Origin of the sequence: Hyphomicrobium sp. DMF-1 (genome assembly GCF_027886585.1) — a bacterium.
In the GTDB taxonomy this organism is placed as follows: domain Bacteria; phylum Pseudomonadota; class Alphaproteobacteria; order Rhizobiales; family Hyphomicrobiaceae; genus Hyphomicrobium_C; species Hyphomicrobium_C zavarzinii.
This window is the reverse complement of sequence record NZ_CP115706.1, coordinates 4231776-4250260: the sequence shown is the minus strand read 5'-3', so window position 1 is coordinate 4250260 and position 18485 is coordinate 4231776. Positions and strand designations below refer to the sequence as shown.

At 58.7% G+C, this 18485-nt stretch carries 20 protein-coding genes; 11 read left to right on the top strand and 9 right to left on the bottom strand.

Annotated elements, in window-relative coordinates:
- Positions 1-50: 50 nt before the first annotated feature.
- The gene (locus PE058_RS19485) at positions 51-1886 is read right to left on the bottom strand and encodes a DNA cytosine methyltransferase (RefSeq protein ID WP_271029188.1); all 1836 of its coding nucleotides are present in this window, start codon (positions 1884-1886) and stop codon (positions 51-53) included.
- Positions 1887-2240: 354 nt separating this feature from the next.
- Here PE058_RS19485 and PE058_RS19480 point away from each other — a divergent pair, with 354 nt between their 5' ends.
- The 6 genes from PE058_RS19480 to PE058_RS19455 all read left to right on the top strand — a co-directional run bounded on the left by PE058_RS19480 (position 2241) and on the right by PE058_RS19455 (position 5730).
- Positions 2241-2756 (top strand): hypothetical protein, encoded by a 516-nt coding sequence (locus tag PE058_RS19480; RefSeq protein ID WP_020084587.1) that lies wholly within the window; start codon positions 2241-2243, stop codon positions 2754-2756.
- Between the two features lie 334 nt (positions 2757-3090).
- Positions 3091-4245: a hypothetical protein gene (locus PE058_RS19475; RefSeq protein WP_271029187.1), complete on the top strand. Its 1155-nt coding sequence runs from the start codon at positions 3091-3093 to the stop codon at positions 4243-4245.
- A gap of 69 nt (positions 4246-4314) precedes the next feature.
- Positions 4315-4692: a hypothetical protein gene (locus PE058_RS19470; protein ID WP_271029186.1), complete on the top strand. Its 378-nt coding sequence runs from the start codon at positions 4315-4317 to the stop codon at positions 4690-4692.
- Complete coding sequence (locus PE058_RS19465; protein ID WP_271029185.1) at positions 4689-5069, top strand: hypothetical protein; 381 nt, start codon at positions 4689-4691, stop codon at positions 5067-5069. Before PE058_RS19470 ends, PE058_RS19465 begins: the two co-directional genes overlap by 4 nt.
- 11 nt (positions 5070-5080) lie before the next feature.
- A complete protein-coding gene (locus tag PE058_RS19460) occupies positions 5081-5434 on the top strand; it encodes a hypothetical protein (protein ID WP_271029184.1) in 354 nt (117 codons plus the stop codon).
- A gap of 20 nt (positions 5435-5454) precedes the next feature.
- Complete coding sequence (locus PE058_RS19455) at positions 5455-5730, top strand: hypothetical protein (RefSeq protein WP_020084593.1); 276 nt, start codon at positions 5455-5457, stop codon at positions 5728-5730.
- Between the two features lie 40 nt (positions 5731-5770).
- Here PE058_RS19455 and PE058_RS19450 read toward each other — a convergent pair whose 3' ends face one another.
- From PE058_RS19450 to PE058_RS19430, 5 genes are all read right to left on the bottom strand, one after another.
- Positions 5771-6373, bottom strand: a complete 603-nt coding sequence (locus PE058_RS19450; protein ID WP_271029183.1) for a hypothetical protein — start codon at positions 6371-6373, stop codon at positions 5771-5773.
- A gap of 120 nt (positions 6374-6493) precedes the next feature.
- Positions 6494-6784: a hypothetical protein gene (locus PE058_RS19445; protein ID WP_156827200.1), complete on the bottom strand. Its 291-nt coding sequence runs from the start codon at positions 6782-6784 to the stop codon at positions 6494-6496.
- Between the two features lie 1021 nt (positions 6785-7805).
- Complete coding sequence (locus PE058_RS19440; protein ID WP_271029182.1) at positions 7806-8228, bottom strand: hypothetical protein; 423 nt, start codon at positions 8226-8228, stop codon at positions 7806-7808.
- Entirely contained in the window at positions 8225-8638 is a 414-nt protein-coding gene (locus PE058_RS19435; protein ID WP_271029181.1) for a hypothetical protein, read from the bottom strand. Before PE058_RS19435 ends, PE058_RS19440 begins: the two co-directional genes overlap by 4 nt.
- A gap of 70 nt (positions 8639-8708) precedes the next feature.
- On the bottom strand, positions 8709-9644 hold the full coding sequence (locus PE058_RS19430; RefSeq protein ID WP_020084598.1) for a DUF2493 domain-containing protein: 936 nt from the start codon (positions 9642-9644) through the stop codon (positions 8709-8711).
- Between the two features lie 507 nt (positions 9645-10151).
- On the opposite strand from PE058_RS19430, the gene PE058_RS19425 reads away from it, so the two are divergent.
- From PE058_RS19425 to PE058_RS19415, 3 genes are all read left to right on the top strand, one after another.
- On the top strand, positions 10152-10613 hold the full coding sequence (locus PE058_RS19425) for a PadR family transcriptional regulator (RefSeq protein WP_020084599.1): 462 nt from the start codon (positions 10152-10154) through the stop codon (positions 10611-10613).
- On the top strand, positions 10555-10974 hold the full coding sequence (locus PE058_RS19420) for a hypothetical protein (protein ID WP_271030644.1): 420 nt from the start codon (positions 10555-10557) through the stop codon (positions 10972-10974). Before PE058_RS19425 ends, PE058_RS19420 begins: the two co-directional genes overlap by 59 nt.
- A gap of 202 nt (positions 10975-11176) precedes the next feature.
- Entirely contained in the window at positions 11177-11425 is a 249-nt protein-coding gene (locus tag PE058_RS19415; RefSeq protein WP_271029180.1) for a hypothetical protein, read from the top strand.
- Between the two features lie 46 nt (positions 11426-11471).
- Here the strand turns inward: PE058_RS19415 and PE058_RS19410 are convergent, their stop codons facing one another.
- From PE058_RS19410 to PE058_RS19400, 3 genes are all read right to left on the bottom strand, one after another.
- Entirely contained in the window at positions 11472-13508 is a 2037-nt protein-coding gene (locus PE058_RS19410) for a ParB/RepB/Spo0J family partition protein (RefSeq protein WP_271029179.1), read from the bottom strand.
- 94 nt (positions 13509-13602) lie between these two features.
- Complete coding sequence (locus PE058_RS19405) at positions 13603-13824, bottom strand: hypothetical protein (RefSeq protein WP_271029178.1); 222 nt, start codon at positions 13822-13824, stop codon at positions 13603-13605.
- A gap of 93 nt (positions 13825-13917) precedes the next feature.
- Positions 13918-15054: a hypothetical protein gene (locus tag PE058_RS19400; protein WP_271029177.1), complete on the bottom strand. Its 1137-nt coding sequence runs from the start codon at positions 15052-15054 to the stop codon at positions 13918-13920.
- 459 nt (positions 15055-15513) lie between these two features.
- On the opposite strand from PE058_RS19400, the gene PE058_RS19395 reads away from it, so the two are divergent.
- Both PE058_RS19395 and PE058_RS19390 read left to right on the top strand, forming a co-directional pair.
- Positions 15514-15792 (top strand): hypothetical protein, encoded by a 279-nt coding sequence (locus PE058_RS19395; RefSeq protein WP_271029176.1) that lies wholly within the window; start codon positions 15514-15516, stop codon positions 15790-15792.
- 532 nt (positions 15793-16324) lie between these two features.
- The gene (locus PE058_RS19390; protein ID WP_271029175.1) at positions 16325-18445 is read left to right on the top strand and encodes a beta strand repeat-containing protein; all 2121 of its coding nucleotides are present in this window, start codon (positions 16325-16327) and stop codon (positions 18443-18445) included.
- The last annotated feature ends 40 nt before the right edge of the window (positions 18446-18485 follow it).

The window sequence follows — 18485 nt, the reverse complement described above, 5'->3', positions numbered from 1 at the left end:
TGTATCCCCACATGTGGGGGCCCACACTTGGGGAGATGGGGACACGGGGGCTATGCCGAAGGCGGGAGCGTCAATCCGATAGCGACAGGGCGCACCCAAATGGGCGTCGAGCCAAGCGTGAACGTCGCCCCCGACCACGCGAGCAACAGGGTTGTTCCCATAACGCCGGCGATTGCTTCGGCGGCTTTAGGGGGAACGGCGTTTCCAATGCGCTCGCGCCAATCAGCATCCGACAACCCCTCCAGTTCGAGATGTTCTTCGGGGTCCAGCAAGGATTGAAGCGCAGCGAGCTCCAGCGTTGTAAAGGGCCGGTGCCAGGTTCCATCCAGCGCGCGGATGACGGTGGTGAGTTTATGGTCAGGCGCTGGAAGCTGATCAACGCGCGGGTCGGCCAGTGACCAGAACCCATTGTCACGCTGGCCGTAGGCGGTGATGCCATAAGAGGGCGTGTTCCATGGAACAACGCCGTAATGCCCGCCGGTCTGATAGTTCTCCTTGCCGTTGCGGAAGGCGACCGGGCGCGGGTCGGCAACCGACAATGCGCCGGATGCAACCTGCTGGGCGCCGGTGACGGTGTAGGAATGCTGCTTCCAATGGGTGACGCGTTCCTTCGCGCTCGAGGCGCCGGGGTGCCAGTTGTGGTGACGTGGGTCGGCAACGGAGAGACCTCCGGCCGGTCCGCCGGGTCCGGCAACAGCGGGGGATGCGCTTTCCCACGGAACGATGCGGCAGGTGGTGTTGAAGCGCGGGGCACCCTGCAGGCGCGGGTCAGCGACGGAGTGGGGGCCACCACCCACCATCATCTTGCCGGTGACGACGGGTGCGGTCTCCGACCACGGCCGCACGCCCATCTGCACCGAACGCGGGTGGCCATCAATGCGCGGGTCGGCAACTGAGAACTTTCCGTTGGCGGGGTGGCTGCGCGCGGCGATCGTGCCTGACGCATCGTTCCACCGTTTCACGCCGTACTGAAGGGAGTTGTCCCAACGGCTTTCCGGCATCAGCAGGTATTCGGAAAGATACCCGTTCTCCACAGCGAGCTTGTTGAGGCTGCGCCAATCGGAACCCGCTTCGACGAATGCAAGGCGCACCCACGTTTTCCATTGCAGCGCGGGGACGCGGTGCATGGGGCCGGCCGCTTCGATATCGCCGGGCAGGGGGAACCGCGAAAGGAGAGATCCAATGGATTTGAGGGAACGTTTCTCCGGCTCGTAGAGGACGGGCGGCACCTTCTCCATGTGGCGCGCGACAAGAAGGAAACGCTTGCGGCTTTGGGAAAGACCGCCAAGCTCGCCGCAATCATGGGTGGTTTCTGCCACCGCATACCCATACTGGCGCAAAAGCTCTCCAATGCGGTCAAGCAGGTGACGGCCGCGCGTCATGATGCGCGGCACGTTTTCAAAGACGAACAGTTCCGTGGGGTCGTGCTTCCAGGCTTCGAGCGCCAGCCAGATGCCCCGAAGCGTGAGGGCGTTCAAGCTTTGGTAGCGGTCGGTTTTGCTGAGGCCTTCGGCGAGCAGCCCCGAAAACCCCTTGCAGGGCGCGGACAGGAAGATGATGTGCGGGCGTTCGTGACCGGCGGCCGTGTGAAGGTCTTGCGGTGTTGCCTCCCGCCAATCAGGCGGCGGCTCGTGGCCATGGAAGGCGATGTACTGCTCACGGGAAAAGAGATCGAGGCAGGTTCCTTCAACGCCGGCCAGCCGCGAGAAATCCTTGATCGCCGAAGCGTTGTTGTCGATTCCCCCGATGCAGCGGAAGCGTGCGGTTGTTTTTCCGACGCGGGCTTGGCCGCGGTTGAAGCCTTTTGCGCCGCCGCCCAGTCCGCAGAACAAGTGGAAGTGGCGGATTTCGCGTTCAAGGGCACGGATGTTGATGGGTGCGTTCATGGTTGTCCTCCGGGTTGCCCGGCCGGAACACCTCTCGGTGCCCGTACCGGCTTACCCGGCTGAACCCGCCTCTCCCTCTCCCTTTACCGGCGCGACCTCGCGTGACGGATTTGGAAGGAGGTGTAAAGCGTAGGGAAGGGGGGACTGGCGCAGCTAGGAAAAAAAGCTTCGGGATGGCGTGCGAGACGTTTCATGCTGTGCGCAGTTTCGGTGCTCAGCGCGTAGGCAGGTTTGTGCCTCCGTCACCATGCGTTCCTGCACGATGGGGTAGTCTGGGTTATGGAGGGCATTTTGGAATTTTCACGGTTGTTATCTCCTGCTCAACTCAAACGGCTTGCTGCAACACGAGTGGAGATGGAACGGATCTACCGACTTTCGGACAGGTGGCTTGCGGAAGAGTTGTTACGGCTCGCGCGGCGGGCGCGAGAAGAGCACCCGGATAAACTCGCTTGTCCTGACGTCATGACCTATGAGGCATCGTTCGTTTGGGATTTGGTACCGGAAGTGGCGAAGCGGCTTGGTGCCTCTACCTTTCGGCGCGAAGAGGCTCGCGATTGGCAGATGAGGGATGCGGATGTCGTCGAGTTGCGGGAAATTGCGGGGGTCTTTCTTTTGAATTCTTCGTTGGGACGATGGATTGATCATAAGGCCGAGAAGCCTTCTGCTGTAGAGCTGCTTGGCCATGAGGTGGCGAATGGGAATCCCGTGGCGATGGCGTTAGACCGCATGTGTCAAGCACCCGCACGGGGAAATGACCGCGACGACTATGTGGCGCGGCAAGTGAGGGAGGTGTCAAGAAGGCGGGGGTTTGAGGAAACGGCGGAATGGTCGCCTGTGCTGCAGAATTGGGGGAAGGAACGGGAGAGGTAGGGCGGGGTATGGCGTAGCTAGCAGTAGCTAGGGAATTTCTCTTTATTCGCCTTTCCCCTTTATGGGAGAATCTGCCCTTCGCAACAGCAAGGGTGATGGATGGCGGATAGCCGCAACATTTTGCGGGAACGGTTTGCGCGTACTCAAAGGGTAAGGACAACCCGGCGTGCGGATTTCAAAGGGTACCGGATGCGCCTGAACCTTCGCGTCCCAGAATCCATGTCCATTAGTCTTCAGATTATCAAGCTCGTCACCGGGGAAGCCAAAAACGGCTTTTGCGAACGGGTGCTTGCGGAGGCAGTCAATCAATCCATTGAGGAGCTGAAGACCAAGCATGGTGAAGAGGCGTGGGCCGCGATCCAAACGTGCGCGAGAGCTTCAAAACCAACGGAGCCTTCTGGTTGATGCGGTGGTCGTCTTTGGCATTGTGGTGTCGCTGGGGCTTATCGCTGTATCTGTTGCGCTTAACTTTCGCATGGGGTTGCGCAGCGCGGATACCGAGCTTGATGGAAAACTCTACGGTGCCGGCGCCGCCTGCGGCGATTGCCTGAAGGCGATTGCGCCTTTCATGATGTCGTGGGGATTGCGCCATGGCGATGTGCTTTCAGCTGCGGCAGCGGTCGCCCTGTTTGGTATTTGCACAAGTTTCTCGTTCGTATCGTCGCTGGGGTTTGCGGCCGAGCACAGGTCAAGCAAGGCGGGGACGGCCCAAGCCCAAGTGGATGGTTATGGCGATGTGAGAAAGGAGAGAAAGCGCATCGAGGATGCGCTTGCATTCCAAGGGCCCCAGCGGAGCGTGCGTGAGGTGCAGGATGAGATTGCATTTAGGCTGAAGCAACGTGTGTGGGCGGGAGGGCAGGCGGTCGGCGTTCTGTCCGATAATTGCGCCGTTGACCGCAAATCCACGCGTGCTGCGTGTGAGGAGGTTGCGAAGTTGAAGGTTGAGCTAGCGGCGTCCAACGAGGTGCAGCGGCTGACGGCTGCACTGCAACATCCATCCCTTCAATCGCCGGAACACGTGACGCCCCTGACATCTGACGCGCAGGTGGATGCTTTGGCAGGGGTTTTTGGTCTGGTGACGGATGCCGTGAAGAAGGAGCACATTGGTCTCGCGCTTTCCATCCTCTTGGCGTGCTTCATCGAGGTCGGCTCGGGTGTCGGGTTGTTCATGGTGACGACGCCGTGGCGGGCGAAGGAGGTTGAGGCAGCGAAAACCCTATCCGTACCTAAGAAGGTTTTGGGCCATGTAGACACTTACATGTTGGCGCGCATTGAACCTGGCGAGGACCTGCTGTCGGTAAAGGTATTGCATGAGGATTATGCGCGCTGGTGTTTGTCCATCAATGCGGTTGCTTACACGGAGGCCGAGTTTTCAAAGAGGTTGGATGTGCTGGCGGCCGAAGCGGGTATCGCCACGACGACCCGCGCGCAAAGGCCATACCTCGTGGATGTGCGGCTTGCGGGCGTAGCAAAGGGGGATATGGCGTAGCGAGGAGCAGCTAGGAAATTTGGTTTGCAGGTCGATAGGCACGTCCGTACGTTGAAGGCGGAGGTGACCATGAACGAGTTGAAGCGGTATTACCTCAATAACGAGCCGTGGCTAACGGATTACGCGATGAAGGTGTTTCAGCACGAGATGGAGCGGTCGAAGAGGCTGCGGGTAGAGGAACTGTCTGTTCGGGGTGTGCACCTGGCGAGCCTGAAAGTCGTGTTGATCAAGGGTTACCCCTATTATCACGACGAGCGGCTGAAGGAGTTCCGGCGGGTTGGCGGCCCGCACATGGTTTTGACCTATCAGCAGTTTGAGTTGCTTAATGAGAAGGATCAACGTTTGATCATTCCCACGGGTGATGCCTTCAAGAAGGCGATGGCGAAGGAGATGGCGTTCTGGAGGCGGGAAAAGGAGAGGCATGCGGATAGCGACAGGGGGGAATGATGAAGGACGCGCACCGGTATTGCGACATCTACCTCAACAACCAACGCTACCGTTTCGATGCTGCGCGCAAGGTCTTCATGTCGTCGTCGGGGCTGGAGCCCCGCGTGGTGACAATGGATGAAGTGGAACGTGGGCACGTGCATGCCGCGTTGTGGCGGGCTTATGTGGTTGGTGGGGTTCCTTACTATTACGATGAAGTGAGGGATGAACTGATGCGGGCATCAAATCCTTCGAAGAGATTGGGGGTGAATGATTATACGGCCTTGATTGAAGTTGGTGCTGTCAGCGCTCCACGGGGTGATGTGTTTAAGGCGATTATGGACAAGGACAGAGCCCTTCATGAGCGGGTGCGTAGAAGTGAGGAACGCGACCGTTGAGGAGAGGTCTCATGAAGGAGCTACCTACGGTTTTTCTCGATAACATCCAGTTCCGCTATGACCCCGAGCGGGGCTTGTTTTCTTGCCTGTCGATTGCCAGCTGGGACATGACCCTTGAGGAGGTGCGGAGGAAGGGGGTTACGGTGTCGTTCTACGAGGTGACTGTGGTGAGGGGCATTCCGTATCTGTTCGATGAAAAGGCGGATACGTTCTACCGTCTGGGCAATTCAAACGTGCGGATAAGTGGCGACGAGTTTTATCTGGAGGATTTGCGGGGGATGGTGAGTTACCCGGATGGGGAGGAATTTCGCAAAGTGGTGGCGCGGGAGAGGGATTACATGGCGGGGCTTAGCGCGCTGCGGTAAGAGGACAGGAGTAGCGACCGGTGAACGTGCTTTCGGTGGAGTATCTGCTGCTGGTGATATGCGCCGTTTGCGGGCTCGGCGCGGTTTCGGGCCTTGTGGTTGTGCCGGTTGGGATGGCGGGCCTGTGTGTCACGTCGCTTCCGAAGTATCAGGCGTTCTGGCAACGGGCCAATGACGTGAACAGGCTCGGCGCCGTGAAGGCTTCGATGACGCTCTCGGCGCTGAATGCCTTGATTGCGGTATCCGCATCTTACGGGCTGGGGTTGGTTCTGCGGGGTCTGGTGATGGACACTTAAACAAAAAGCCCCCTGAGCGGGGGCTTTTTTGTTGGTGCCGTTAGCGGGTCATGTCGGCGTCTTCGGTGCGGGCGCGGCTCTTCCGGCCGGAACGCTGCGGCTCGGCGTCGGCCGCGTGTTCGGCGCTTTGCAGCTGTTCCTTGGTCATGTGGTGCTGTGTGTTTCCGCTGGCCCACGGTCCGTAGCGGTTGGGTTCGCGTTCCCAAGCGGAGCAGTCCAGTACGGGAAGCTCGGGAGTGCGGGTCCACTTGCCCCAGAAGGCGGGCTTCATGTCTTCCTTTTTCTGGTCCTCAGCGCTCAAGGCTTCATAGTCAGGGTTGGGGCTTCCGTCTTCCAGGGTTTGAAAGATCTTGTACTGGTTGGGGCGGATGGCGATGAAGTGCGTGTTGTTCTCCTTGGTTTGGGCGAGGGCGCTACGCATGCTGGTCGCGGTGCTGACCGGGCCGATGTAGTAGGTTTTGACCTCGCCTGTCTCCTTGTCGGTCTCCTGCTGGGCGAAAGCGGAGAAGTCGAATTTCCGATCCGGGTGTTCAGGAGTGGAGATGCTTCCGGTGATGGCGGGCGCGTTGGGATTTTTCGCGCGCCGGAAGTTGAGGTTCATCGTGAAGTTACCCTGCGGGCGCGTGGTCGTGGTTTGGTCCATGTGTCTTCCTTTCGTCGTGGTTGGTGACGGAAGGAAGCGTCGGACTGTTTGGATACATTGGCAATACGCTCAGCATACAAAGTAATCAAAATTGTATTCGCTTGTTGGTCATAGAAGTGGCTAGCGGTCTCGTTCCTTTTGAGAGGAAGGGACGGCGTTCGGTGTTGCGGCTTTGCGCATCGCTTCTTCTTGGTCGTAGAAGCGTTGGCGTAGAACCGGGTCGGCTTTGATGAGCTCGACGAGCTGACGGCGCTCGCGTGTGAGGTCATTGAAACGTGCGTCGATACGCTTCTGCATGCGGCGTTCGGTTTCGGGGGCCAGGGGGCGTGTCAATCTTATGCGGCGGCTATAGGTGGCCAGCATGATCCGGCGGCGGTCTATTGTTTTGAGGCGGGCGAGGGGATCAGACATGAGAACTCGAGCTGAGAACGTGACACGGAAGACGAATTCCGTCCCCGTGGGGATAGAAATGAAGTTTGGCGTCGGTAAATTTGGATTGCCAACCATTACTTGTCGTTGGCTGTAGCGCGCATAGTGGCTTTTGTTGATGTGGTCTGTCTTCCGAGGTCGTGGTTTCTGGAAGGGGCCGTGAAATGGGATCGCGAAACGATAGTGGCGAGCGGGAGGATGGCAGGCGGGTTGCTTGTGACTGCGCCCCGCCTGCCATCGTACCGTCCATGCACAGCGGGGTGTGTGGCATGAACGAATGCACCGAAAGGGTAATGTGTCGCCGAAACCGGGAATTTTGCATCATTCTGTTGACCTCGGATGCCCCGGTGATAATGAAAAGGGACCCATTGGATTTTTCGCTGCGGCGAAGAGGTGGCAGGTGAAGCGCTTGCTTTCCTAGGAGCGTGCTTCACCTGCCACTACCCGTCATCTGACATAGACCGAGGTCGCGTACGGAAAGGCTTACCAGGCCGTGCGCACGGACGAGGTTGGACAGGGACGGGAATGGGGATAGGTTTCAGCTTAAAGGCAAGGACAGACCAGCGGCCGGCGAAACAATTGTCGCTGACGGTATGGATATCCGTGCGTGCGTGACGTTGCGATCACCGCATGGTCCACGCAGCTGATACGGGTTGAACCGTTTTTCTTATTCGTAGAATGGGGCGCAAATTGAAGTAGGCCAAGACCATGAAAGTCTCCAGCAAAAGAAACGACGCGATACGGAATATGGCTGGTGAATTTGAAGGATATTGGTTTGGTAAGGCGCTCCCTATATTCAAGGTTGATTGATCTAAATGATACGCGTTTACGGGCGGAGGCAAAGACATATTCTGGGGAAATGTTTTTACGGACCGCGCGTGTTGCCTTCGTGCAACTCTTTTGGAATCCTCCTAGGAAATTGCTTATTTTAACATGGTTAAGGCGCAAAGATTTATTTGGTGTGAGCATTGTTTCCTGTGGTGTCAGCTACTTCGGTTTGCCCCTAGGTAGGTTTGCGTGTTCGGTAAAATCGAGAGCTGCCCGGGTTTCGCTTTTGATTTTGGACTTTGTTATATGTTTGCAGGGCTCTTTCCATTGTTGGCGGGAGGTTGGCGATGGCGGATCTTATTGAAGGCGGTGCGGTGCCTTCTTCCTGTCCGTTGATGAGGATGGTGCCGTCAGCACGCATGACGGCTTCAATGACGGAGAAGCCGCTGTTGAGGGCATCATTGATGCCGTCGTAGCTTTCCGGGCTTTTTATGAAGAGGCAGAGCCGTTCACTGATAATGTCGGCCAGTTCTTGCTCGGCCTCGATACGTGTGAGGTAGACGTCCGTGTATGAGACTTCGTCCTCATGGATTGTGGCGGGTGCCCATCCTTCGCAGACTGTGTCTGCGGCTACTGTCCAGACGGTGTGCGATGTCATTGGATTGGGCTTTTGCTGAACTCTTGCACAGGGCGGTACTCTCGCCAGTGCTGAGCGTCATTGTTGTGGGTGATGCGAAGGCTTCCCTCGGTGAACGTGCATGCGCTGGCTTTGGGGAACCAGAGCCATGACCCATTGCGGTGGGGGTTTTGCTTTCCGGCGGCGATGGCAGTCTTAGAGACGCCGATTGAGAACGCCACGGCGTTGGACTGGGCGTGGATGACTTCCTTTTCTTCCCAGATGGAGATGAGCTGGTCGTTTGGTGCGCGATGGGAGGACCGTGTTTCCCAACGTGTGCCGGGTTTGAGGGCGCGTTTGAAGGCTGCGAGTGTTGTGATGGGGAGCACGGTGTTGCTTTCCTTTTTTGACGGGTGGCCGATCTCTCTCTTCGGGGCGGTTTCCGGCCGCAAGTCCCTTGCCCTTCTCCCTCTCTGATGCCGGCCATGAAGAAGCCCCGGGTAAGCCGGGGCCGTAGGCGGCCTAAGCCGCCGGTTTGCGGCAATCCACAACACGGATGCGTTGTTCCTTGGCCTTGTCGGCGAGGTTATCGGTGATGCCGTTGCCAGGGAACACGATGACTTCGGCGGGCGTGGCCTCGAGCATCTTGTCGTTGCGCTTGAAGGGAGCTGCACGGTTGTGGCGGTTCCATTCAGGCTCGAACCCGATGGCCTTCACGCCCTTGTTGCGAGCCCAGGTAAGGGCGAGGTGGTCGACGCCGGTCTTGGCGGCGCCGTGCAGGAGGACCATGTCGGGGTACCGGACCAAAGCGGCGTCCAGCGCGGCGTAGATCGCGTTGTGGTCCTGGAACTGCAACCCACCGGCGATGGCAATCTTTGTGCCGGCCGGCATCATGACGTTGGTCTCCGCGTAACGCTTGGCGTTGAGGTAGTCGCGGGAGTCGACCATGGCCGCGGTCTGCGCCTTGCGGTTGACCACCGAGCCTGAGCGCGGGCGCCACACGGAGCCGGTCTCGTTCTCGTAGGCTTCTGCGGCGGCGTCGCGCATGTGCTCGAAGGCATTGCGGCGATCCATCAGGGCGCGCCCCTTGTCGGTGAGACGTTCGAGCTCGACCGACCGCACCTCGGAACCGTCCTGCTCCTCGAGGGAGGCGCGCTGCTGGGCTTCGTTGTCGTCCAGCAGTCGCTGCATGCGTTCGGTCTTGTGGTGCAGCGTGTTGGCCAATGACCACAGCATGTCGTCAATGTCGGGTTCCAGCGCGGTGTCAGTGAACGGGCCTGTGATCGCCGAAAAGAGGCAGCTGACCGCGCCGGTGAGCTGCTCGGGCTCCGGCATGGGGCGGTATTCCGGCTCGTCTGCAGAGGGGCGGTGCCCATAGAGCGCCAGGTTGTCGGCAACGCGCGCGGTGGCGGTGACGGAGGGATAGCCGGAACGGCGGTACGAGGAGTTGTAGGCCATGGGTGTAATTCCCGTTGGTTTCTCGGAGACCGGTGACATCCACCGGCCTTTCCGGCGGACCCTCAGCCGGAGGCGCGGACGGGCAGCACCGCGCGCCACCCCGCGCGCGGCCGTAGCGAAGCGAAGGACAGCAAGGCGGGGTCTATTTTGTTCGCGATGCAAAGGGGCCGTAGGCCCCGGCGGAAAATAGTCTCCCGCCGCCGTTGCGCCCGGCCCCGACTCTGGCCTGCTCCGCCTCTCAGAAAGGCCGAGGGAGTCCGCGCGACCGAGGCCAAGGTGAACACCCTGCCGCAACCTCTCGCCTTCCCGGCCGATCCGGACCTTATCCGCGTCAGAGCGGTGCATTCGGCGTCGGCAGACCTTGGACGCTGAACGCGGAAGGTGAGAATGGACGGCAACCTGCGACAGAGGAATAGCTCTCTGATAGCGGTGACGTCCCACGTTAGCTTGACCGCGTTAGCTTATGCGTGTTAGCTAATTCAAATGAAGCAAGCTGAGGACAACTCGATGAAGACGCTGAAACTGCGCGCCTCAACCGCGCTTACTGGGCCTGCTGCACCTAAAGGCAAAGACCCAAAGATGGGCGATTTCACTTTCAGAATATGTCGAACGGTTCAATATCTCGGAGCTAATGCGAGCGGCTTGGCAATTTATGAATTCCTAGAAAGTGAAAACTACGAGGTCAACACGGCCCAGATGTACGGCACAATCCAGAGATTGCTTGAGCAGGAAATCATCGCCCGGACCGGAACTTCACCTTCCAAGTCTGGGCCACCGTTAAAGCTCTATGAATTGACAAAAAAGGGGGTGGAGATGCTTCAAGAAAAATCATCGCACCTTCATGAGCTGGTTGGGTTCGATAACCGTTTGACGTCCTATGAGAAGGCTAAGTCCATCAAAGGGGCAAGGCATGGAACGAAAGGCAAGGGGCCGCGCGCGCCTCGTGATTATACCGGGCGGTCTGACTGAGGGTCCTCGTCCCCGCTCGGGCTTTGGTGGCGAGCCGCCCGGCGACGATGGGTTTGTGGCCTCAACCGCGGTTAAGAAAAAGCGTCGATATCTCGTTCCTGGAAATCGCGCTCAGTTGAGGAAAGCCATGGCGCGCAAGTGCCCTGGCATGGTCGGTGAGCTTGTCGCCGTGTGCGCGAAGCAATCGATTGACGCTTATTTGGTCGACGAGCAGATCGATCTTGTTCTCTATGTTTGCTATCGCACAGCTTGTGAGCAAGGGTTAGATGCAGGACGAGAGGCCCTGCAACAAAAGATGACCCTGATCAAAGACTACGTCGAAAGCGCGAAGCGTGACCCGTACGGTTGGGACGTTGTTTGAGCTCTGTGTCCTAGATTTCGGCTTTTGATGGATCCATGGGGCGGACACACCTCCAAGTGCCGGTGATAGAGTTGTAGGCCGCGGCAATGCAACCCTGCCTGCCGTAACCTCTCCACTTTCGGGATACCGATCGGCCGACCGTCAGTGCCTTTGCAGACAGCAAGCCATTGGACGCCTCGATTCCGAGGTGTGAGGATGTGCCATGGCAAAAAAATCACCGACCCTTGCGCAGCTGGTCTCAAAGAAGATCGGTCAGATTGACAGGGAAATGTGGACGCTGGCTCTGGAGCGACGAGATCTGGCCGAGGCGTTGGACGGGCTCAACAGCGGGAGGCTTCCAGCGAGGTCCAACACGGGCTTTGAGAAATATGATCTCGAGTTCAAGGCCGCGGTTATGAAGCATGTTCGCTTCCCGACTGCATTGAAATCGCACTCTAAGAAGACGGCATAATAAATGGCCACACCCTTGCGGATGTGGCCAATGACACTTGGCTTACTTAAGCGGCCTCTTGCGTGTCTTGCGCTCCTTCGGTGAGGAAGGTGGGAAGGCTATCTTCGACGCCATCATCGCTGCGGTCGTCTTCGTGGTCCGCAGCCTTGGAAGTCGCTTGTATGCGTAGAGCTTCAGGCAACCACCCTTTACCCTCGATGAGGCGTTCGGCTTCTTTGGCCATCGGCTCTTTCTTCATGTGGGAGATGAGCAACTTGGTGTCCTCGCCACGGGCCTGCTCCACAGCTTCAAGGATGCGGTCCTTGGAGACGCGGTTGAGGTAGTTGTCAGCGGTGGTGACCCATCCCAGCTTCACCATATCGGTGTCGAGGGCGCGGAAGAGGTCGTTGGCGTGTGCGACGCTTTCGGCGCTTCTCACATGGGGCGTGATGGCTGCGTTGACCGAGAGGCTGGCAAGGTGGGCGAACAGGCTCTGCAAGTCGGTGAGGTCCATGGCGAGCAACGCCTGCCAGAGATCGGCGCTGTTCTTGGGCAGCAGCTTCTTCCATGCAAGATCACGGTCGGAAACGGCCTTTGTGGGCGCCCATTCGTCGAGGCCCGGGGCCTTGGCGGGGAAAGACGCATCCAGCTTCAGCTGCAGGCAGGTCTTGCCGTGACTGAAGGTGTAGAAGCGCGAGAGTGCGAAAGCATGCACCACCGCAATGAAGGCGACCTTGAAATCCTGAGCCATGGCATTGCGCAGCGCCACGGTGCGGTAGGATGTGAGGTCTTCGAGGAGCGCGGCGGAAAGCGGTCGTGAGCCCTCGGCGTTATCGTCGCCGGTAGATGGGGTGGGCTCATTCGCATTGCTGTTGGGCTCCGGATGGTCGTCATCATCACCCGCGTCTTGTGAGGGTGTGTCATCCTCTTTGATGAAGCCTGCATCCACGACCAGGTTTCCGTTGTGGTCGATAGAGAGGAAAACGCCGGCGCGTGCCATGTCTTCGTTGGAGAACACGGCGGGCTTGTCTTCAAGCGCGGTGATCTCGGTTTGAAGCTCGTCTCGGCGTGCATCCTGCTCGTCGGAGAGCTCATCCAGCTTGTCGAGCTCCTCAATTTCAAAATTCAGCTTGTCGAGGCGCTTTTGTTCCTTGGCAGACAGCAACGCTTCTTCGCCAATCACGCGGTCAAGACCCCACTTGACGCTGTGGGGGATGGAAACAGCAGCCTCGACCCATTTCCAGCCCTTGTTTTGCAGCTTTTTCGCGGCGGCGTTGAGCTTGTCGGCCACGAGGCGGTTCAGTAACTCAACGTCCTTGAGATATCCTTGGTCGGTCGAGCTGAAGAGGTCGCGTTCCACATGCCCACCAGCTTTTTCATAGGTGTCGAGGCCGATGAAACGCACGCGGGGGTCGCTGGATGACACCGTGTCTTCGGTCAGGGCGCGCCGGATGGCGTGGGGATGGGCCTCGTAGGAGTCCCTGAGGCGTTCGAACACGGAGTTCTGGCGTGCGTGGTCGTCGGTGACGCAATAGGCCATCAGTTGATCAAGGTCGATTTCCTCGTCGCGGTAAGCCTGCAGGATCAACGGGCTTGCGGATGCCAAGCGCAAGCGTTGCCGAACGAAGGCGATGCTGACGCGGTGGGCGGTGGAGATTTGGGTTTCTGTCTTTCCAGCGTCCTGCATGGCTTTGAACGCGCGGAACTCGTCAATGGGATGCAAGGCTTCGCGCTGGGCGTTTTCGACGTAGCTGTCATCCTCGGCAAGGCCGGTCGTTTTGAGAACGCAAGGAGTGAGCTGGTCGATAGCGCGGCGCTTGCTCCTTGTGAGAAGCTCCAGGGCGCGGAACCGGCGTCCACCCGCTTGTACCTCGTAGTCGCCGGTTTCTTTTCCTTCAGTATCGAGGACGGGTCTGACGCTGAGGGCTTGGATGAGGCCGTTTTCCGCGATGCTTTCGGAAAGCTGCTTGATGGCGTCCTTGTCGTAGATGGTGCGGACGTTCTTCTCGCTCAAGCGCAAGCGGTTGAATGGGATGTCGATGGAGGTGGTTTCGGGAATGGCGGCAGACGTGGCTTTGCCGCGGCGGCTGGTGGATTTTGACATGGGAACGGTCTCCTTCAGGTTTCGGGCGGTCGGGGGAAGCCTCTCTTCCTGCCCGATGCGCCGTCACCCTTTCCCTGCCCCACTCTTTCCCTCTTCAGTTCATGACCGGCGACGTATCCGAGATGGCCAACATGGCGTTGGTGTTCGCGCGTACCCATACGAGGAAGGTATTGGGATAGGTGGAGATGGGGAGATCCGGAAACCTCCTTTCGAAGGTGATGATGAGCGTCCGTATCCATGCCCAGTAGGGAATACCCTGGCTGGTCGCTGCATGGTGGAAGCGCAGTTCGCAGTGCGTGGCCTTATCGAAAGGCATAGGAGCTTTATGGGGCGGACTGTGCGTCTTTCAAGGGCTTCACGGACGGTGCTGTGTTGGCAGCAGAATGGAAGGAGGGTGTCAGGGTGTTGGTTACGGGTGGAGCCGGCTGCGTCGAAGAAGAGGAGCTGCGTCCTCATTGGCGAGTGTGAGGAGGTTCATGATGCTTCGTGGCCCCAATCCGAGTTCTGCCAGCCGCAGACGTTCTTGAAGCCGCCTCGGTGCGTAGGTGAAGGCAAGAGGACATTCTCGGAGTGTGTCGGCGGGCGTATAGTCGAAGCCAAGGGTTCGGCAGAATTTGAGGACAAGCGGAAGCTTGCTTTCATAGGCTTCGAGGGAAATGCAGAGGAGGGAAGGGAAGCGGGATGCAATCGCTATGACGTCTGGGGCTGACATCTTAAACAAGCTTGCGATTTGGGAGACGGTGGAAAGGAGCGTGCCAGCGCGGTAGCTGGCGAGGCTTGGTTTCTTAATGACGGTCTGGCTCCAGTTGTGGACCGGTATGTTGAGGGCGGTCGCCGTACGGTGCAGGTTATTGCGGATCGTGTCGGTGGCCATGGCCAAGAGGGGCGGCGAGCGACGAAGCGCTTTCAGCGCTGTTGCGGGATGGATGGAGAATATGTCGGCGAAGGCTTTGACTTTTGTTTCTAGGGTATCTGTGGGAGTGGCGAGCAGGCCGGGCGCGCGGCGGACGAAGGTGGCATAGTCTGATTTTGATAGGTTAAGGCGATTGATTGTCGTGCGGATGTTGGACACAAGCGTACTGGGGTTGCTTGCCAAGAGGATGGTGTGCCTTTTCAGGATGGCTTTTACCGCAGCCGGTGATAGCTCCAGCTCTGTGGCAAGGGCGTCTATGAGGATGTTGACGCTTTCCGGTGTCGCGTTGGCGATGCGGTGAGCTTTGAGAACTTTTTTGACGTAGGAACGCCATGGCATGCCGAGCAACGCGGCGATATCCGTGAACTGCGTCTGGACTGAGAACGGGGACCGCCTGAAGAAGGTAGGCGACGAAAGAAGGAAGGGCTGCAGTGATTTGGCTGGGATCTTGAGGAGACGCATCAATCCGGCGGCGTTGCTCACAAGTGTCTCGGTGGCGGCATCGCCGAGACGGTCGTAATTCATATTGGCGTTGACGAAGTCAGCCAGCGTGAACGAGAATCCAAGTCGTCTGTTGATTTCCTCGGTATGGCGCTGCAAACGCTCGAGGTGGGTGCGCGGAAGGGCTGTCACTAGAACAAGGTACGCCGCGTCTCATGCTACGCCAAGTGGCGTGCCTTCAATTCAGGCTTTGATCCATTGTGGTGGCTGAACAAAGCCTTCCTGTTCGCGTTGGCGTGACGCGGCAACAGTTTGGTCGAGCGATTGGGGGGCCGGCTGCCATCGTTCCTCAAACAGGGGCAGCAGCCGGCCTAGACAGGAGCAGGTACGTGGCGCGGGTCCGCACACATAGCTTCGGCGGAGGCTTACCTCATTGAGAACATCGCCGTTACCCGTGCCACGCAATCAACGATGGGCAGCGGGTGAGGGGTTGGCAAGCGCGTGACGCAAATACCGCTGTAATAGATACGGAAAGGGCAGGAGATGACATGGCCCTTCGCTCGGCCGTGTGGCGTGCGGTCGGGTGATTGCGTTGCATACGGCTTGGGCACGCGTGCTTTCCGTGTGTGTGGTCATATGGGAGCATCAAGTATGATTGCCGATGTTCCTCCCTTCTATGTCAAGTTTGTCAGATCGCTCTTGCAGCGCAGGCGCATGGCGCGTCTCCAAACCGCGATGCCGAAGACGGTTGAGGCGGTCTCGGTGAAGTTGCTGCCGATGCCGGACGTGAAGAGGCTTCCAGAACCGGCGACGGCGTTAAAGGCGCTACCGGTGCCGGAACGGTCTGTTCAAGATGTGCTGTCGTTGCCTGACCGTGATTGCCTGAGACGGGTGGTGCCGGATTTCGATCATCTGGAGTACGGCGATTAGGAAGGGGTACTTGGTGTTTTGATGAGTGCGTGAACCGTTGGAGCTGGGGCACGGGTGCGCGGACGGGTAATCCGAAGAGGTAACAATTGAGGGCAAGCCTAGGTGGGCTTCCTCTACCGGAGAGACTGAACTGGTGTTGCGGGGGCTTGAAGGCCGATGTGATCGTGGAGGCCATGGCATGGGTGGTTGGGAACGAACAGATCCCGGAGGCCATGTGCGAGAAGGCGCGGGTTGCGCTTGCGTAATACGGGTCAGGAAAATCATTGTAGTGGTGGAACAGATGCGGCGAAGCCACAGGAGGTGCTTACATCGGCGGCGCCCTTGCTGATGTATACCGAAACTGCAGGCAAAGTGCGCCTGTGAGCAGCGCCTTTTGCCGTATCGTTATGACCGTCATTTGCCTTGGCAGCATCGCTGCTGCGGGTTGGACGGTGTACGAAGGCGTATCCAAAAGGGTAACGGCGATCGACAAGGGTTGTGATGGTGTACCCGTCGGCTCGGTGCGCATCGACAAGAACGGGAACCCGCAGATTTGCCTCAAGCGCTAGTCCGCATCGCTACGACGGCGCTGCTTGCGCTGGCCGCGGCATGGGGGAACGCGCAATCGGGTGACTGGGGTGATGTCACCATCATTTCCAGCACGGCGGGCAATAACTCGAACCGCCTTTGTATGGGCGTTCCCGATCATATGCGTCCTGCCGACATCGGGTGCCCAAGCTACGCCCCAAGCCTTTCAACAGCCGGACACGTGAGCATCACGGGCAACGTATCGGCCAACAAGTTCATCGGCGATGGCAACGGTTTGACGAATTTGAATGTTCAGGGTGACCGCATCATCAGCAATACCCATGCGGTGATCATCAACGAGAATACGGGCTACATAAGCCTGACGACCTCAGGCGGCACCTGGGGGTACTTCAGTGCCGGTTGGAGTTTGCTCGCCAATCTTTTGGCCAATACGGTATCGAGCTCGTTGGTGAGCGCGACGAGCGTAAGCGCAACCTACGTTGATGCCACGCGTAACGGCACGGTCAGCGGGACGTTTGGATACTTTCGCTATGTCAGCGGTACTGACATGTACGGGCGTTTCACGGGCGATGGTTCTGGTCTCACCGGCGTGATCGCGGGCGCAACCGACCGCATCGTCAGCGGTACGAATGCAGCCACGCGGATGGTGGCCATCAGCGACACCGGCTACATCTCCATCACGCAGGCAGGGGCTAACAGCGGTTGGTTTGATCCATACCGGGGACTGGTGACGCTCGGGGTAAGCGCAACGGGCCCTGTCAGCGGCACCTCTGGTTACTTTGGTGAAGGTGTCGCGATTGGGAAGGCGGGTAGGCTCGCTACGCTTGACGTGGGAGGGACGATTTCGGCAAGCGACGCTATTCAGGTTGGCGCAAGTAGCCTAGCCTGCAGTACAGGGATATCGGGAGCAATCCGCTTCAATAGCGGGGACATTCAATACTGCAATGGCGTAAGCTGGGTAACACTGTCGGGCGGAGGCGTTGCCGATTGGTACAGCATTTCCAACATTCCTGCGCAAGTGATTGCGATAAGTGACAGTACGTCTATTTCGATGCAGATGGTATCTGCATCGGCGTTGAACGCCTACTACGTCAGTGGCACACAGGGGTATTTTCCGGCAGCAACCATTTTGGCGTTGAGTGCCGTAACCATCGGTTCCAACAGTGTCAGCAGTTCGCTGGTGAGTGCCACCAATGTCAGCGCGTCTTTTGTGGACACGACGCGCAACGGTGCGGTAAGCGGAACCTATGGCTATTTCCGCTACATCTCCGGCACGCAGGTGTATGGCACCTTTTTGGGTGACGGTAGCGGCCTTACCGGCGTGACTGCGGGCAGTTCCGACCGCATCGTGTCCGGGTCCACCGCCCAGACCCGCATGGTGGCTATCTCCGACACCGGCTACATTAGTGTTACGCAGGGCGGTTACAACACCGCGTATTTCCACCCAAGTCTCGGCCTCGTCTCGGTGGGCGTGAGCAGCACCGGCGCCATCAGCGGGACCGATGGGTACTTCAGCGGTAGAGTTGGCGTTGGTACCGCAAGCACGGTGAGCGGCGGGGTTGTCATCAACTCTGAGGGCTCACAAACCTCGGGCGTTTATGCCTATGGCAATACCGCGGACTATTCCACCGGCTTCACCGCTGCCAACCTGAACGCTACAGGATTGGGCGGCCAGCCCGGAATGGTGTCGTTGCTTCAGCTTGGCAGCAATGGTGGCTCCTTCAGCAACTGGCGCAACAACGCAGCCGTGCTGGAATCTTACAACGCCGGCGGGTTGATAATTGGTGCTTACAACGGGGGAGACCTTGTTTTCCAAACCGCGACCCGCCAACCCCGGATGGTGATTACCAATGCCGGGGACATCGGCGTGGGTACGGATTCTCCCACAGCGACGTTGCAGGTCTCCGGCAGTTTCATCGTGTCCGCCAGTGGGCAGACCACCACGCCAAGCCTTTATGTGGGGACCAGCGGTATTGTCGGCATCGGCACAACAGCGCCTTCTGCCACCCTTCACGTCTCCGGCACCATCAAAGTGGCGGGTACAGGCGCGGAGGCATGCGATGCCAACATGAGGGGTGGAATGCGCCGCAACCCGTCGACCGGGTTGATGGAGTTGTGCCAGTAGAGGCGCGCACCACTCGTCCAACTCAGTGTCTTGGCGTAGT

Coding starts and splice junctions, on each gene's coding strand:
- PE058_RS19485 (WP_271029188.1), bottom strand. CDS start 1,886: ATGAACGCACCCATCAACATCCGTGCCCTTGAACGCGAAATCCGCCAC.
- PE058_RS19480 (WP_020084587.1), top strand. CDS start 2,241: ATGGAACGGATCTACCGACTTTCGGACAGGTGGCTTGCGGAAGAGTTG.
- PE058_RS19475 (WP_271029187.1), top strand. CDS start 3,091: ATGGTGAAGAGGCGTGGGCCGCGATCCAAACGTGCGCGAGAGCTTCAA.
- PE058_RS19470 (WP_271029186.1), top strand. CDS start 4,315: ATGAACGAGTTGAAGCGGTATTACCTCAATAACGAGCCGTGGCTAACG.
- PE058_RS19465 (WP_271029185.1), top strand. CDS start 4,689: ATGATGAAGGACGCGCACCGGTATTGCGACATCTACCTCAACAACCAA.
- PE058_RS19460 (WP_271029184.1), top strand. CDS start 5,081: ATGAAGGAGCTACCTACGGTTTTTCTCGATAACATCCAGTTCCGCTAT.
- PE058_RS19450 (WP_271029183.1), bottom strand. CDS start 6,373: ATGGACCAAACCACGACCACGCGCCCGCAGGGTAACTTCACGATGAAC.
- PE058_RS19445 (WP_156827200.1), bottom strand. CDS start 6,784: ATGTCTGATCCCCTCGCCCGCCTCAAAACAATAGACCGCCGCCGGATC.
- PE058_RS19440 (WP_271029182.1), bottom strand. CDS start 8,228: ATGACATCGCACACCGTCTGGACAGTAGCCGCAGACACAGTCTGCGAA.
- PE058_RS19430 (WP_020084598.1), bottom strand. CDS start 9,644: ATGGCCTACAACTCCTCGTACCGCCGTTCCGGCTATCCCTCCGTCACC.
- PE058_RS19425 (WP_020084599.1), top strand. CDS start 10,152: ATGAAGACGCTGAAACTGCGCGCCTCAACCGCGCTTACTGGGCCTGCT.
- PE058_RS19420 (WP_271030644.1), top strand. CDS start 10,555: ATGGAACGAAAGGCAAGGGGCCGCGCGCGCCTCGTGATTATACCGGGC.
- PE058_RS19415 (WP_271029180.1), top strand. CDS start 11,177: ATGGCAAAAAAATCACCGACCCTTGCGCAGCTGGTCTCAAAGAAGATC.
- PE058_RS19410 (WP_271029179.1), bottom strand. CDS start 13,508: ATGTCAAAATCCACCAGCCGCCGCGGCAAAGCCACGTCTGCCGCCATT.
- PE058_RS19405 (WP_271029178.1), bottom strand. CDS start 13,824: ATGCCTTTCGATAAGGCCACGCACTGCGAACTGCGCTTCCACCATGCA.
- PE058_RS19395 (WP_271029176.1), top strand. CDS start 15,514: ATGATTGCCGATGTTCCTCCCTTCTATGTCAAGTTTGTCAGATCGCTC.